This window comes from Paraburkholderia sp. BR10936 (genome assembly GCF_040965735.1).
GTDB classification, from domain to species: Bacteria; Pseudomonadota; Gammaproteobacteria; order Burkholderiales; family Burkholderiaceae; genus Paraburkholderia; species Paraburkholderia nodosa_A.
The window spans coordinates 312,533-326,936 of record NZ_JBFRCM010000007.1 but is presented as its reverse complement, the minus strand read 5'-3'; the positions used below and the strand labels follow the sequence as shown (position 1 = coordinate 326,936).

The following is a 14,404-nucleotide window of genomic DNA, read 5'->3' as shown; positions in this document are numbered from 1 at the left end:
GAGAATGGAATGAAGTTTCGCCGCAAAATATTCGCCAAGGCGCTGCTGATGGTGGCGGTCATCGCACTGCTGGGCGCAATCGTCATGGGCCTGTGGAACTGGATCGCACCGGCGATCGTCGCCAATGCCCATGCCATCGACTATCCGCGCGCAATCGGACTGCTGGTGCTGTGCCGGATCCTGTTCGGCGGTTTCCGCGGGCATGGCGGCTGCCGCCGACGCATGCACTGGCACCAGTGGCAACAATGGCAGCACATGACGCCCGAGGAGCGCGAGCAACTGCGCAATGGCGCCGCGCCGCCCGCGCAATAAACCCGTGCCAGCCTCGCCCCGCCTCGGGCTGGCACAATCCCTTCATTGTCGATCCGCCAGGAAGCTCCATGCCAGATGTCGCCGCCCGCCGCCCTTCCCGCGTCGCGCCCCTCTTCGCCCTTTTGCCCTTCCTGCGCCCCTATGCGGGACGCTGGGCGCTTGCTTTCCTCGCGCTCCTGACCTCGGCGGGCGCGACGCTCGCGCTGCCGGTGGCATTCAAGTACCTGATCGACCGTGGCTTCGCGAGCGGCGATCGCACGCATATCGACCGCTATTTCATCGCGCTCTTCGTGGTTTCGCTGATCCTCGCCGCGGCGACGGCGCTGCGCTTCTACTGGGTCTCGTGGCTCGGCGAGCGGGTGACGGCCGACATGCGGCGCGCCGTGTACGACCACGTGATACGCATGAGCCCGCAGTTCTTCGAGACCACGCAGACGGGCGAAGTGCTCTCGCGCCTCACCACCGACACGACCCTGATCCAGACGGTGGTGGGCACCAGCCTCTCGCTGGGCCTGCGCAACGTGCTCCTCACGGTCGGCGGCGTGGCGATGCTCGTCGCGACGAGCCCGGTGCTGTCCGGCTACATCATCGCGACACTGGTCGTTGTGGTCGCACCTATCGTCATCTTCGGGCGGCGCGTGCGGCGGCTTTCGCGCGCGAGCCAGGACAAGGTGGCGAGCGCAAGCGCCCTGGCTGGCGAAGTGCTCAACGCCATGCCCACGGTGCAGTCGTATGCCCAGGAGTCGTTCGAGACAAAGCGCTTTGGGGGCGCCGTGGAAGCGGCCTTCGAAACGGCGCTCACACGCATTCGGGCGCGTGCCGGATTGACGGCCGTGGTGATCGTGTTCGTGTTCGCCGCCGTCGTGTTCGTGCTCTGGCTCGGTGCGCAGGCGGTACTGGCCGGGCAGATGAGCGCCGGCCAGCTCTCCCAGTTCATTCTCTACGCGGTGTTCACGGCCGGCGCCGTGGGCGCCGTTGCCGAAGTGTGGGGCGATCTGCAACGGGCCGCGGGCGCCACCGAACGGCTGCTGCAACTGCTCGCCGCGCGCTCGCCGGTGGCGCAGGCGGCGGCAACCGTGCCGCTGCCCGCTCATGGCGCGGGCATCCGCTTCGACAACGTTGGCTTCTCCTACCCTTCGCGCCCTGGCATTGCCGCGCTCGACGCCTTCTCGCTCGACGTGCGCCCGGGCGAACATGTCGCGCTGGTCGGTCCGTCGGGCGCGGGCAAGACCACGCTCTTTCAATTGCTGCTGCGCTTTTACGACCCGCAATCGGGCAGCCTCAGCATCAACGGTGTGCCGACGCAACAGGTGTCGCTCGCGGCACTGCGCCAGGCGATCGGCGTCGTGCTGCAGGAGTCGGTGATCTTCTCGGGCAGCGTGCTCGACAACATTCGCTACGGCTCGCCCGACGCGACGCTCGAAGCCGTGCAGCGCGCCGCCTCCATGGCGGCGGCAGCCGGCTTTATCGAGGAACTGCCGCAAGGCTACGACACGTTCCTCGGCGAGCGCGGCGTGCGCCTTTCAGGCGGTCAGCGTCAGCGCATTGCCATTGCGCGCGCGATCCTCAAGAACCCGCCCATTCTGCTGCTCGACGAGGCCACCAGCGCCCTCGACGCCGCGAGCGAACGCCTTGTGCAAACCGCGCTGGACAACGCTGCCCAAAACCGCACGACGCTCGTCATCGCGCATCGCCTCGCCACCGTGCAGCAGGCCGACCGCATCATCGTCATGGAGCAGGGCCGCATCGTGGCGCAAGGCCGGCATGCGGACCTGCTGCAGAGTTCGCCGCTTTATGCGCAGCTCGCGGCGCTGCAGTTCGGCGCGCAGCACGCGAATACCGTCACGTAACCATCAACCGGGCCGCCTGGGCGCGATTCGCGATTGCCTGCCTGCGTTGTCGAACGTTCGCAAATCGAAGCGCCGCCCAAGCGTGGGTTAGCGCACATTCAAAGCTTTCAGAAAAATTAATCCTGCTTCCTGTCAATCCGCCCTCTCCGTTTGCGGCGATCGTCGCCGCCATCACCTCAAAATAATCCACTCAGCCTGAAGTCGAACGGGGTCCTTCGCCAGCATGCTTGCGAAGTGTCTTTTCTGCGATGAATTACTTAGGAGAACGATGATGAATACCCAAGGTACACCGCGCAACCTCGTCGGAGCCCATGCGGGAATGAGCGGCCTGAACGAAGAGTTGACTTCGATTTTCCCGCCGCGCTTCAATCACTATGACCCTGCGCACCTCGCCGTACTCGCGCGAGGCATGCAGTCAGCAGCGGACACCGTATCGAACGATCCCGACCCGGAGGAGAACCTTTATGTACCGGCCGGCTACACGTATTTCGGCCAGTTCATCGATCACGACCTGACGCTCGATACCACGTCGCAGCTAACCTTGATCCAGGCGCGCAAGACCGGACAGCTGCCGACGAACCTGCGCACGCCGCGCTTCGACCTCGACAACGTGTACGGCCCAGGACCCGACGACGCGCCCTACATGTATGCGGACGAAAACCACCCGCACAAAGGGATTTATCAGGGCGCCTCGCTGATCGAAGGTCACGACGATCTGCCGCGAACCGGGAATGCCTATAACGCTCGCGCGATTATCGGCGACAAGCGCAACGACGAGAATTCGATCGTCTGCCAGATCCAGATGCTGTTCCTGCGTTTTCATAACCGCGTGGTCGCGCGGCTCGCGAAAGCCGACGCCACGCTGCGCGGAAGCGATCTGTTCGAAGCGGCGCGCGCACAGGTGCGCTGGGCGTATCAGCGCGTGCTGGTCGAAGACTTCCTGCTTCGGATCGTCGATTCGTCCGTCGTCGATGCATTCGTGACCGCGCACGAGCAGGACCGCGCGCATGCCTACAAGCTTTATGGTCCGGGCCCGGCGAGACGCAACCTGCCGCGCGAATTCACCGGGGCCGCGTACCGGTATGGCCACTCGGGCGTGCGCAACGGCTATGTGCTGAACGACAACTTCAGTGCACCGATATTCGACGGCACGAATGCCAACAAGGACAGCCTCGTCGGTTTCGACCGGCTGCCCGAAACACACGTGATCGACGACTGGCAGCGCTTCTTCCCGCGCGAGCATCCGTTGCCGGGCGAGAAAGGCGGGCCCGGACTCGATGGCGCAAACAAGGCCGCCACCGGCGTTGCCGACAATGCCTCGAACGACGTCAAGCGTCTGCAATACGCGTACAAGCTCGATCCATCGATCGTCGATCCGCTTTCGAAACTTCCGCACAGCGTGTCCGATGTGCCGATTCCCGACGCGGCAAACAATCTCGCATCGGCGAAGGGCTTTCGTTCGCTGGCCATGCTCAACCTGTTGCGCGGCAACGTCTATGGCCTGCCAAGCGGTGAAACGGTGGCGAGCGCGCTCGGCGTGACGCCGCTCGGTCCCGACGAACTCGTGGTGCGCACCCAGGTTTCGAGCGATCCGTCGAAGACCTTCCGCTTCGATCGCATTGCCTCGCTGAATGCGGATGGCGCGAGCCCGGCGCTGGGCGACACGTTCAAGGACGATACGCCGCTATGGTTTTATATCCTCGCTGAAGCGCAACGGCCGGTGCTCGAACTCGCGCCCGTCGGCGAGACGTTCAGTGAAGACGACATGCTCGGCACGCAGGACGGCAAGCTCGGCGTCGGCGCATTGACGCGCCTTGGCCCAGTGGGGGGCCGCATCGTCGTCGAGGTGTTTTACGGGCTGCTGGACGAGGACCCGGATTCGATCATCCATCGCATTGGTAGCGCGCCCGCGCTCGAAGCCGAGATCTTCAGCAACGCGCCCGCCACGTTCTCGCAGATCATCGCTTTCGCGACCGCCGGCGAATGGCGGCTGATACCGCTGAAGGCGGTCGTCGACCTGGCGGCCTGAAGTCCCCGCTACCGAGGGGCGGCCAGGCGCGCGACGCTGCGCACCTGGCGCGGCAGCACGATATACATGCCCCATGCCACAAGCAGTATCGCGCGCAGTGCGTTTGCAAGTGGCTGCGCAGAGGAGACCCCTACATTGGTAATGGCGAGGCTGGCCGGCAAGGTCCACGCATACGTGATCAAGCCGAGCAGCGTGGCGCGCCAGAAGCCGAAACGCCTGGGTGCGGGCATAGCGTGCGCGGCCAGTCCGCGCCGCACCATGTACCCCACGAGCGGCAGGCTGAGCAGCAAATACGCGAGCATGGGCACGATGAAGGGCATGCCGGCAATCGCAAGCGAAATGGCCGGCGAAGATTGCGCGAGGTCGTGCGGCACCCGGTTCGCGGCGAACGCCATGAGCGGCGTCGCGATCTTTCCGAGCGATAAGCGCAACACGGAGAAGGCCACCACGAAGAGCAGCGCGCTCGCGAGCCACTGACGCCAGGCGCAGGACCACCAGAGATAAAGACGCCGGCCGAACGACACCCCGGGATTCAGCCTAAACAGCGCCCACTTGTCCCGGCGCGCGCCGATGCACGCGAGCACGACGAACAAAATGCCGGCGACGACGAAAACGTGCTCATTCCATACCGTCAATTGCGCGTGCTGATCGACACTCGCCGAAGCCGGCGTGTTCGAGGCGAAATTCTGCAGATGCCGCGCAATATACTCAGAAGGGCTGAGGGCCTGCGAGGATAGCGGTGGAGTCATCGCGCCTCCGTCTTCCGTGATGCACTGCCGCATGGCGATTTCGTTCAAAAGCGCACACTGCATCACAACGTGACATATCATCGAGCTGTATCACGACGTCTCAACCCGTGCCGATCAGGATGGAGCGATACCGAGGGACGTATCATTTCCACCCGATCCGGCGAAGCCAACATCCCGGCCGATCGGGGCACGTTTTTTGCGCACCACCGGGACCCTGGTCATGCGTTTTGCATTGGCCATATCGCCCTTGCCTTGGGGGTGCGAAATGAATGCCGATCAACCGGGAGCCACGCTCCTTTCGGACGAAGACGCCCAACGCCAGTTGCGCCGCGCCGTAATTGCCAGCACCATCGGCACGACGATCGAATGGTACGACTTTTTCCTCTACAGCATTGTCACCGGGCTTATCTTCGCGAAGCTGTACTTTCCTGAATCCGACCCGCTAGTCGGCACCCTGCAGGCCTTTCTGATCTATGCCGTGGGCTTCGTCGCACGGCCAGTCGGCGCGGCCATTTTCGGCCACTATGGCGATCGCGTCGGCCGCAAAGCCACGCTGATCGTCACGCTGCTGCTCATGGGAGTCGCCACCTTCGCCGTGGCCTTCGTTCCGACCTATGCCTCGATCGGCATCTGGGGCGCCGTTCTGCTCACGGTGCTGCGCTTCATCCAGGGCGTGGGCGTGGGCGGTGAATGGGGCGGGTCGGTCCTGATGTCGATGGAGTGGGCGCGCACCAATTCGCACCGCGGCTTCGTTGCTTCCTGGCCGCAATTCGGCGTGCCGGCGGGACTCTTCATCGCCAATCTCGTGGTGCTCGCCGTCAGCGCGTTCTCCGGAGACGCCTTCATGACGTGGGGATGGCGGGTGCCGTTCCTGCTGAGTATCGTGCTCGTCGCGATCGGCCTCTATATCCGGCTGAGCATTCTCGAAACGCCGATCTTCGCGAAGCTCCTCGCCGAGAACAAGATCGAGAAAACGCCGATGCTGGAGGTCATTCGCCGCCAACCGAAGGACATTCTCCTCTCGGCGTTGGCGCGCATGGCCGAACAGGCGCCGTTCTACATCTACACGGCCTTCGTCTTCACGTATGGCGTGAAGACACTGCACGTTTCGCGCGACCTCATGCTCACTGCGGTTCTGGCTGCCGCCGTGCTGCAGTTCGTGACCATTCCGTTCTTTGGGCACGTGTCCGACCTGATCGGACGCAAGCGCATGTACATGATCGGCGCGTTGGCCGCGGGCATCTTCGGCTTTATCTACTTCGGCATGCTGGATACGAAAAACACGGCTTTGATTTTCGCGGCCGTGGTGCTTTCGCTCGTGCCGCACGCCATGCTCTATGGTCCGCAGGCGGCCTTCATCGCCGAATCGTTCACGGGGCGGCTGCGGTACAGCGGCGCCTCGCTCGGTTATCAGCTGGCTTCCGTGATTGCGGGCGGCCCGGCGCCGCTGATCGCAACGGCGCTCTTCGCGTATTACCGCACGGGTTATGCAATCGCGATCTATATCGCCGTGTGCGGTGTGATCAGTCTGCTCGCCGCCTGGCGCATGGGCGATTACACGAACAAGGATATTTCGCGCGAATACGACGACGCGCGCGGAACAGGCGATCACGGGCACGCTTCCCGCCCCGCATGATCGGCTGCTGAAAAACACAGCGCGCCCCTTCCCGACGAATCCGGCAGGGGCGCGCTTCTTTCTACCGATCAACAACGATCAGCGATCCTCAACGGTCAAACCTTCGGTGCCTTGTCGAGCACCACGCCCGTCGTCGGATCGAGGTACAGCCTGCGATCTTCGTGGCCGCGGCCGCGGCGGTCGAAGTCGAACATGCCCGTGATGCTGCCTGCCGTCGCATCGAACGAACCGCCGCCGATGCGCTGACCGTCAAGCCAGTTGTCTTCGATGAAACGCACCACGGACGCCTGGTCGATCAGCGTATGGTCGACGTAGTTCTCGCGCGCCCACGGCGAGATCACGACGAACGGAATGCGCGTGCCCGGACCGCAGCGGCCGTTCACGGGCTTGCCGTTCAGGCCGGCGGGCGCCGAACCCGTGCCGCAGATGCCGGCGGCCGTCAGCTGGTCGGCCACGCTGTCGTACGAAGCGCTGGTGGGCTGCGCGTAGGCATGGTCGTACCAGCCGTCCGAGTCATCCCATGCCACGATCACGGCCGTATCTTCCCAGTCATGCTGATCCTGCAGGAAGTTCACGACCTTCGTGACGAAAGCCTGCTCGTCGAGCGGGTCCGAATAACCGGCGTGGCCGTCCTGGTAGGCCGGAGCCTTCAGGAAGCTCACCGACGGGAAATTGCCCGCCTTCACGGCAGCGAAGAAGTCGTCGGTATCGTACTGGTGATTCGCCGGGTCGGGGTTGCCGTTCTTGCCCTCGGTGTGACCGATTGCGGCGAGCGAGCTCGGACGCAGATGCTGCGGGTTCGAGGTCGAAGCATAGTACTGGAACCAGTTGTGGTGCGGAATATAGTCGGCGGTAGCCGAGCCCACCACCGGCGAGACCGTGCTGCGCTTGCAGCCGGTCGTGCCGTTGCTGTTCGTCGTCGCGAGGTTGAAGCCCCCCATGAAGCCGCCCCACGAAACGCTACGCGCGTTCAGCAGGTCGCCGATATTCTTGCCGGTCATCTGCGCCTGGTCGGTCGCGCTCGAGCAGAGGTCGTAGGCCGGATCGACGTCGTTGATCATCGTAAAACCGTTCTGCCCGTCGTTCACATAGTACGAACCGGCGGTCGAAGGCTTCTTGGTCGTGAGCACAACCTTCATGCCGTTGGTCTGGCCCGAGACCACTTCGAGCGCACCGGGCGTCGACGGACCGTAGGTCGACGTATAGGCGTTATCGCTCATCGCGAAGTGCTGCGCGTAGTTCCACAGCGCCGTGACGGTGTTGCCGTCGTAGTAGCCCATCACCTGGCCCTTCGTCCCGAACGCGCCGGCGCCGCCGCTCGTGCCGTTACCCGTGTACAACGGGAAGAGGTCGGCATGGCCGTCGTCGTACGCCTGCTGCTCGGCCGTATAGGCGTGGTTCTGGTCGGCCGTGGCCGCCTGGGTCCGATCCAGACGGAACGGATTGGCAGCGCCCGTGCCATTGGCCGCATTCGTGAAGTTCGGATTCTTCGTCAGCAGCGTGCCCGTCAGACCGTTCACTTCGGGCGTGCCCGGTTGCGCCTTGAATGCTGGCTCGCCGGACGGGTTGGTCGCATGCGGGTAGGTCGCGAAGTAATGGTCGAACGAGACGTTCTCGCCATAAATCACGACCAGGTGCTTGATCGGAGTGGCGGTGTGATTGTGTTCCGGATGATTCTTGTCGTGATCGTCACCAGCACTCCACGCAATTGTCGATGCGAATGCTGCGGCTGTGAGCGAACCAACTGCGACGTGACGCCATTGCATTTTCGGCTCCTGGTTGGTTTCGTATTGTCGGGATCACCGTGAAGCCGGGTGAAGGCGTTATGCAGCTCGCATCGTGGCGCTCATGCCAGCTGAATGCGGAGGCTACACGGCATGAGGATTAAAGCATCGGGTTATGAATGCTCAGCGTCAGACTCCTTACGAAATATTTTCGATTGGAAAGTTTGGCGCTGAATCGGCACTCGGCATTCGATTGGCACGCTCAGTTGCCGACGCAACGATAAAGGCCACCGGGATTTCAGGTATGAAGATTGCTAACCGCGCGCGCCGGTTAGCAAACGAGCTGAATAAAATGAATTGAGCCGCAGTGCGGCGGCCGGCAATGGAACAGGCGGCCTAGATGAAACTAACGCCGCCGTTGACGGCAATGGTTTGCCCCGTGACGAAGCCGTTGCCGACCACCATCAACACGACCTGTGCGACCTCATCGGCTTCACCGAGGCGGCCGACGGGCAGCCGCTCGGCGATGTTCCCGGCTTTCAGCGGCGCGGCCATCTCCGTGTCGATGGGTCCCGGCGCCACGGCGTTCACGGTCACGCCTTCCCGTGCCACGCGTGAGGCGTAGCCACGCGTCAAGCCTTCGAGACCCGCCTTCGAAGCGTTGTAATGAATGCCGACGAGGCCTGCGCCGCGCGCGGCGACGGACGAAAGATTGACGATGCGGCCCCAGCGGCGTGCGCGCATGCCGGGCAGCACCGCCTGCGTGCAAAGAAACGCCGACTTGAGATTGACGGCGAGCGTATGGTCGAATTCGGCCTCCGTAATCGACTCGATGTCGCTGAACGTGCCCGTGCCGGCGTTGTTCACGAGCACATCGACCGCGCCGAGGCGGCGCTCGATCTCGCCAATCATGCTGGTGACGTCACTCGCCGACGACACATCGGCGCGCACCGCGAGCGCGCGGCCGCCGGCGCTTTCGATCTGCGCGACGACCTGGTCCGCTTCGTCAGCGCGCTGCCGGTAGTTCACGCCAACCGCCGCGCCAGCCGAAGCCAGTGCCAGGGCAATGGCCCGCCCGATCCCGCGCGAGCCGCCGGTCACGAGCGCAACGCGATGATTCAGGTCGGGCAACAGAGCGGACATGGTGGACTCCTTCTGCGGTCGGTTTGCATTTCACAGCCGCCCTTGCGCAAGACGCTCGCCTCGACGCGCTCACGGCGCCGTGCCAATGCCGCCGCCCGGGCCCGCCAGTTCGCCGTCTACGCCCAGCTCAGCCGCGTGGCCGTGGGCGTTCATGCGGCCGCCACGGCGCGAAAACGGCGGCGTGCGCAGCTTCGCGCGGCGACGCGGCCCGGAAACCGGGTCCAGATAAAACATGACGAGCGTGCCTGCCGCGGCGGCCGCTGCGAGATGGAACAGTGCCTTCATGGATGCCTCTCGATAGTTGCAACGCATGCAAAGCGCGGAATGCGGCGCGGTCGACTTGATTGAGTCGACCGGCCATTGCATCGATCCGCGCAGCCATTATGCCGCTGACAACTGTGCGTGAGGCGCCTGCATGGCTTCCGCTCTCAGGAAAAGCCCTCATCCCAGCGTGTATCGCGCACTTGCACCATGCCCGCTTCCACGCGCACTGCGAACACCGCGACGTCCTCATACGCGGGCGGCGCGAGAACCTTGCCCGTCTTGATGCAAAAACGGGCGCCATGGCGCGGGCAAATCACCTCGTCGCCCTCCACGGCGCCGCCCGTCAGCACGCCGCCGTCGTGCGGACAGGTATCCTCGATCGCATAACAGGTCCCTTCGAGATTGAATACGGCGACCGCCGTGCCGTCCACATCGACGCTGCGTACGGAACCCGGTTCAAACTCGGCGTATGGTGCCACGTCCACCCAGTCGGCCATATCAGAGCATCCCCAGTTGCAGCAGCGCCGCTTCGGACATGCGCGCTCTCGTCCACGGCGGGTCCCAAACCAACTCGACGTTCGTTTCGCTCACGCCTTCCACTTCGTTCACGTATTCTTCGACCGTGCCAGGGAAGGTTTGCGCGACCGGGCAGCCCGGCGCGGTCAGCGTCATGCGGATCATCACGTGCCCCGTTTCGGCATCCACGTCGAGTTGATACACGAGCCCCAGATCATAGATGTTCACCGGTATCTCCGGATCGAACACCGAGCGTAACGCGTCGATCACGCGTTCGCGCAAGTCGTTGCTCGCCGTTTGCGTATTCATCGTCATATGCCTCCAGGCCCGCGCGGCCTCATTCCGTCGATACGGTTCCGCGCTCGTCGCGCAACGCGGCGTGCAGCGTGTGCCACGCCAGCGTCGCGCATTTGATGCGCGCCGGAAATTCGCGCACGCCCGCGAGCACCGCGAGCTTGCCGAGACCTTCGGCAGAGGCCGGGCGGTCCGAAGGCGCCGTCGCCATCGCGTGGAAGCGTTCGAACAGCGCCTCGACTTCCGCCTGCGTGCGGCCCTTGAGCGCTTCGGTCATCAACGAAGCCGAAGCCGTGGCGATCGCGCACCCCGCGCCCTCGAACCCGGCTTCCTTGACCACGCCGTCCTCGATACGCAGATACAACGTGACGCGGTCGCCGCACAACGGGTTGTAGCCTTCGGCGCTATGCGTCGCGCCGGGCACCGTGTGGCAGTTCCGCGGCCGCCGGTAGTGGTCGAAGATCGTTTCCTGGTACAGGTCGCGCAAGTCGCTCATAGCGGGAACACCTCTTCTACACGCGCGAGGCCGTCGAGCAGCGCGTCGACTTCGGCGCGTGTGTTGTACAGCGCAAACGAAGCGCGCACCGTGGCCGGCACGCCATAGCGGTCCATCACCGGCATCGCGCAATGATGGCCCGTGCGCACCGCCACGCCGCACTGGTCGAGTATCGTGCCGATGTCGTGGGCGTGCGCGTTCTCCATGACGAACGAGAGGATGCCGAGTTTTTCTTTCGCCGTTCCGATCCTTCGCACGTTAGGCATCCCCCGCAATGCTTCGTCGGCATACGCGAGCAGATCGGCCTCGTGCCGTTGCGCGACTTCCAGGCCAATTGCACTTATATAGTCCAGTGCCGCGCCGAGCCCGATCGCCCCCGCAATGTTCGGCGTGCCCGCTTCGAACCGCCATGGAATCACGTTGTACTCGGTCTTCTCGAACGTCACGGAGCGGATCATGTCGCCGCCGCCCTGCCATGGCGGCATGGCTTCCAGTAGCGCAGACTTCGCGTACAGCGCGCCAATGCCGGTCGGGCCATAGACCTTGTGACCCGAGAACGCATAGAAGTCGCAATCGAGCGCGACTACGTCCACGGGAACATGCGCGATCGCCTGCGCGCCGTCGACCAGCACCGGCACGCCGCGCGCATGCGCAAGTTCGATCATCTGTGCAAGCGGATTGATACTGCCCAGCGCGTTCGACGCATGCGACACCGCCACCATGCGCGTGCGTGGGCCGAGCAGGCGCGCGTAGGCGTCGAAGTCGAGCGTGCCGTCGTCGTCGATCGGCGCCACCTTCAGCACCGCGCCGGTCTGCGCGCAGACAAGTTGCCACGGCACGATATTCGAGTGATGCTCCATCGCGGTGATGAGCACTTCGTCGCCGGGCTCAAGGCGCGGCCGCGCGTAGCTTTGCGCCACCAGATTGATCGCTTCGGTGGTGCCGCGCGTGTACACGATCTCCTTCTCGTGCGTCGCGTGAATAAAACGCGCAATGCGCGCGCGGGCGCCCTCGTAGGCATCGGTCGCGCGCTGCGACAGCAGATGCACGCCGCGATGCACGTTGGCATTGTCGTGCTCGTAATAGGCCTGCTCGGCGGCGATCACGCTCGCGGGCTTCTGCGTGGTCGCCGCGTTGTCGAGGTACACGAGCGGCTTGCCGTGCACGCTTTCCCGCAGAATCGGAAAGTCGCGGCGCCAGGCCATGACCGCTTCGGCGTCGGGAATGCCCACCGGTTCGAGTAGATTCATGACAGTCCCCGCAGGTACTCGCCACCGGGCAGGCGCGCGAGCAACTGTTGCGTGAGCCGGCCGCGCAGCGCGGCGCTTTCCACGCGATCCACGCTCACGCGCGCGAACGACCACACGAGGAGCGCTCGCGCCATGCGCTCGTCTATGCCGCGCGAGCGCAGGTAAAAGAGCGGGCTCTCGTCGAGCTGGCCGACGGTCGCGCCGTGCGTGCACTTCACGTCGTCGGCGTGAATCTCCAGTTGCGGCTTCGTGTCGATTTCGGCGTTGCGCGAGAGCAGCAGATTGTCGTTGCCTTGATGCGCATTCGTCTGCTGCGCGTCCTGATGCACGATCACGCGGCCGTCGAACACCGCATGCGACGCGCCGTCGAGCACGCCGCGATAGTATTCCCGGCTGGTGCCGCGCGGCATCTCATGGTCGATGCGCGTGTGATGATCCACGTGCTGCCGCGCGCTCACGAAATACAGGCCGTTCAGGTCGACTTGCGCGTCTTCTGCGTCCAGACGCGTGTCGATCTGCGTACGCGACAACGCGCCGCCGAACGCGAACGAGTGCGAGGTGAAGTGGCTCGCCCGCCGCTGCGAAACACCGACATGCGCGATATGAAACGCGCTGCGCGCCTCCTGCTGGATGCGGCAATGCTGAACGTCGGCCTCTTCATCGGCGACAATTTCCGTGGCGGTGTTGACGAAATAGGCTTCGTCGGTAATGCCCGCGAACTGCTCGACGATCGAGCAACGCGCCCCGCGCTCCGCGACCACCGCGTTGAACGGGTGCATGGCAAGCGCGGCCTCGCTGCTGAAGAACAGCACGTGCAGCGGCCAGTCCAGCGCGCAGCCGGGCGGCAGCACGACCATGTAGCCGTCGCTGCGAAACGCGCCGTTGAGCGCCGCAAAGCCGTCCTCGGGCGCACGCCGCGCCATGATCGATTCGACCCGCTCAGGAATCCTGCGCATTGCCTGCGCGAGCGTGCCGACGAACGCGCCTTCCGGCAAGGGCGGCAACGACGAGAGCTTCGGCACGTGGCGGCCGTTCACGAACACGATACGCCCGCCCGCGTCGGCGGGCACGAGGTCGTCGATCAGGCGGGCGTAGTCGGTCTGCTCGCCGTCCGAAGGCATGAAATGCCAATGCGGCTTCGCAATCGGCATCACATTGGTGTATTTCCACGCTTCGAGTTGCGTGCCGGGAAAGCCCAGCGTCTCGAACCGGTCGAACGCGTGCCGTCTCGCCTTGCGCAACCACGGCAGCTCGACGCCAGCCAGCGTCCCCGCCATCGTGCGGAAGGCGTCGCGGTAATGCTCGCGCGTTGATTCGCTCATCGTTGCTCCCTGGCGGCTGCCGTGTGTTGCGTGCCGGCGCCCTGCCCCGCTGCCGGTTCGTCGCCATCCTGCCCGCCGAGCCAGCCATAACCCTTGCGCTCCAGCTCGAGCGCAAGCTCATGCGAACCCGAGCGCACGATGCGCCCCTGTGAAAGCACGTGTACCTGGTCCGGCACGATGTAGTCGAGCAGGCGCTGATAGTGCGTCACGAGCACGATGGCCCGGTCCGCGCTGCGCATCTGGTTCACACCACGGGCGACGAGTTGCAACGCGTCGATATCGAGCCCGGAATCGGTCTCGTCGAGAATGGCGAGACGCGGCTCCAGCACCGTCATCTGCAGCACCTCGTTGCGCTTTTTCTCGCCGCCCGAAAACCCTTCGTTCACGCCCCGGTAGAGCAGGTCTTCCTTCATCTCCATGGCCGCCATTTTTTCCTTCACCAGTGCGAGAAAGTCCATGGCGTCGAGTTCCGCCTCGCCACGATGCTTGCGCTGCGCGTTGAGCGCGGCCTTGAGCAGATAGATATTGCTCACGCCCGGTATTTCCACCGGATACTGAAACGCGAGAAAGAGCCCGCGGCGCGCGCGCTCGTCGGGCGCAAGCGCGAGCAGGTCGCAGCCGTCGTAGTGCACGCTGCCCCCCGTGACCACGTATTGCTCGCGCCCCGCCAGCACATGGGCGAGTGTGCTTTTGCCGGAGCCGTTCGGCCCCATGATCGCGTGAACCTCGCCCGCATTCACGCGTAAATCCACTCCGCGCAGAATCGGCTTGCTTTCCACTTCGACATTCAGATTGCGGATTTCCAGCATCCTTTTCTCC

The 14,404-nt window shown here is 64.3% G+C and carries 14 protein-coding genes and 1 pseudogene; 5 read left to right on the top strand and 10 right to left on the bottom strand.

All coding sequences use genetic code 11. The annotated features are described in order from the left end of the window. The first annotated feature begins 9 nt into the window (after positions 1 to 9). The 3 genes from AB4Y36_RS17950 to AB4Y36_RS17940 all read left to right on the top strand — a co-directional run bounded on the left by AB4Y36_RS17950 (position 10) and on the right by AB4Y36_RS17940 (position 4,191). Positions 10 to 312 (top strand): hypothetical protein, encoded by a 303-nt coding sequence (locus AB4Y36_RS17950; protein WP_368683721.1) that lies wholly within the window; start codon positions 10 to 12, stop codon positions 310 to 312. Positions 313 to 380: 68 nt separating this feature from the next. Then, a complete protein-coding gene (locus tag AB4Y36_RS17945) occupies positions 381 to 2,162 on the top strand; it encodes an ABC transporter transmembrane domain-containing protein (protein ID WP_368604653.1) in 1,782 nt (593 codons plus the stop codon). Between the two features lie 271 nt (positions 2,163 to 2,433). Then, the gene (locus AB4Y36_RS17940; RefSeq protein ID WP_368683720.1) at positions 2,434 to 4,191 is read left to right on the top strand and encodes a peroxidase family protein; all 1,758 of its coding nucleotides are present in this window, start codon (positions 2,434 to 2,436) and stop codon (positions 4,189 to 4,191) included. An 8-nt stretch (positions 4,192 to 4,199) separates the two neighbouring features. Here AB4Y36_RS17940 and AB4Y36_RS17935 read toward each other — a convergent pair whose 3' ends face one another. Beyond that, complete coding sequence (locus AB4Y36_RS17935) at positions 4,200 to 4,940, bottom strand: hypothetical protein (protein ID WP_368683719.1); 741 nt, start codon at positions 4,938 to 4,940, stop codon at positions 4,200 to 4,202. 265 nt (positions 4,941 to 5,205) lie between these two features. On the opposite strand from AB4Y36_RS17935, the gene AB4Y36_RS17930 reads away from it, so the two are divergent. Further along, positions 5,206 to 6,576 carry an MFS transporter gene (locus tag AB4Y36_RS17930; protein WP_069262271.1) on the top strand — a complete coding sequence of 457 codons (1,371 nt, stop codon included), beginning with the start codon at positions 5,206 to 5,208 and terminating at the stop codon, positions 6,574 to 6,576. 95 nt (positions 6,577 to 6,671) lie between these two features. Here AB4Y36_RS17930 and AB4Y36_RS17925 read toward each other — a convergent pair. After that, a pseudogene (locus AB4Y36_RS17925) lies at positions 6,672 to 8,231 on the bottom strand (phospholipase C); the annotation flags it as partial. A gap of 244 nt (positions 8,232 to 8,475) precedes the next feature. Here AB4Y36_RS17925 and AB4Y36_RS17920 point away from each other — a divergent pair. Next, positions 8,476 to 8,661 carry a hypothetical protein gene (locus AB4Y36_RS17920; RefSeq protein ID WP_368683718.1) on the top strand — a complete coding sequence of 62 codons (186 nt, stop codon included), beginning with the start codon at positions 8,476 to 8,478 and terminating at the stop codon, positions 8,659 to 8,661. 35 nt (positions 8,662 to 8,696) lie between these two features. On the opposite strand, the gene AB4Y36_RS17915 is transcribed toward AB4Y36_RS17920, so the two are convergent. From AB4Y36_RS17915 to sufC, 8 genes are all read right to left on the bottom strand, one after another. Then, positions 8,697 to 9,443 carry an SDR family NAD(P)-dependent oxidoreductase gene (locus tag AB4Y36_RS17915; protein WP_368683717.1) on the bottom strand — a complete coding sequence of 249 codons (747 nt, stop codon included), beginning with the start codon at positions 9,441 to 9,443 and terminating at the stop codon, positions 8,697 to 8,699. Between the two features lie 69 nt (positions 9,444 to 9,512). After that, on the bottom strand, positions 9,513 to 9,728 hold the full coding sequence (locus tag AB4Y36_RS17910; RefSeq protein ID WP_368683716.1) for a hypothetical protein: 216 nt from the start codon (positions 9,726 to 9,728) through the stop codon (positions 9,513 to 9,515). A gap of 143 nt (positions 9,729 to 9,871) precedes the next feature. After that, a complete protein-coding gene (locus AB4Y36_RS17905) occupies positions 9,872 to 10,204 on the bottom strand; it encodes a non-heme iron oxygenase ferredoxin subunit (RefSeq protein ID WP_069262274.1) in 333 nt (110 codons plus the stop codon). Position 10,205: 1 nt separating this feature from the next. Then, on the bottom strand, positions 10,206 to 10,532 hold the full coding sequence (locus AB4Y36_RS17900) for an SUF system Fe-S cluster assembly protein (protein WP_368604657.1): 327 nt from the start codon (positions 10,530 to 10,532) through the stop codon (positions 10,206 to 10,208). Between the two features lie 28 nt (positions 10,533 to 10,560). Beyond that, positions 10,561 to 11,013 carry a Fe-S cluster assembly sulfur transfer protein SufU gene (gene sufU / locus AB4Y36_RS17895; protein WP_368617414.1) on the bottom strand — a complete coding sequence of 151 codons (453 nt, stop codon included), beginning with the start codon at positions 11,011 to 11,013 and terminating at the stop codon, positions 10,561 to 10,563. Then, positions 11,010 to 12,263, bottom strand: coding sequence for a SufS family cysteine desulfurase (locus AB4Y36_RS17890; protein WP_368683715.1), 1,254 nt, complete (start codon positions 12,261 to 12,263; stop codon positions 11,010 to 11,012). Before AB4Y36_RS17890 ends, sufU begins: the two co-directional genes overlap by 4 nt. After that, on the bottom strand, positions 12,260 to 13,585 hold the full coding sequence (gene sufD, locus AB4Y36_RS17885; RefSeq protein WP_069262278.1) for a Fe-S cluster assembly protein SufD: 1,326 nt from the start codon (positions 13,583 to 13,585) through the stop codon (positions 12,260 to 12,262). Before sufD ends, AB4Y36_RS17890 begins: the two co-directional genes overlap by 4 nt. Continuing rightward, complete coding sequence (gene sufC, locus AB4Y36_RS17880) at positions 13,582 to 14,394, bottom strand: Fe-S cluster assembly ATPase SufC (RefSeq protein WP_069262279.1); 813 nt, start codon at positions 14,392 to 14,394, stop codon at positions 13,582 to 13,584. Before sufC ends, sufD begins: the two co-directional genes overlap by 4 nt. Positions 14,395 to 14,404 lie beyond the last annotated feature (10 nt).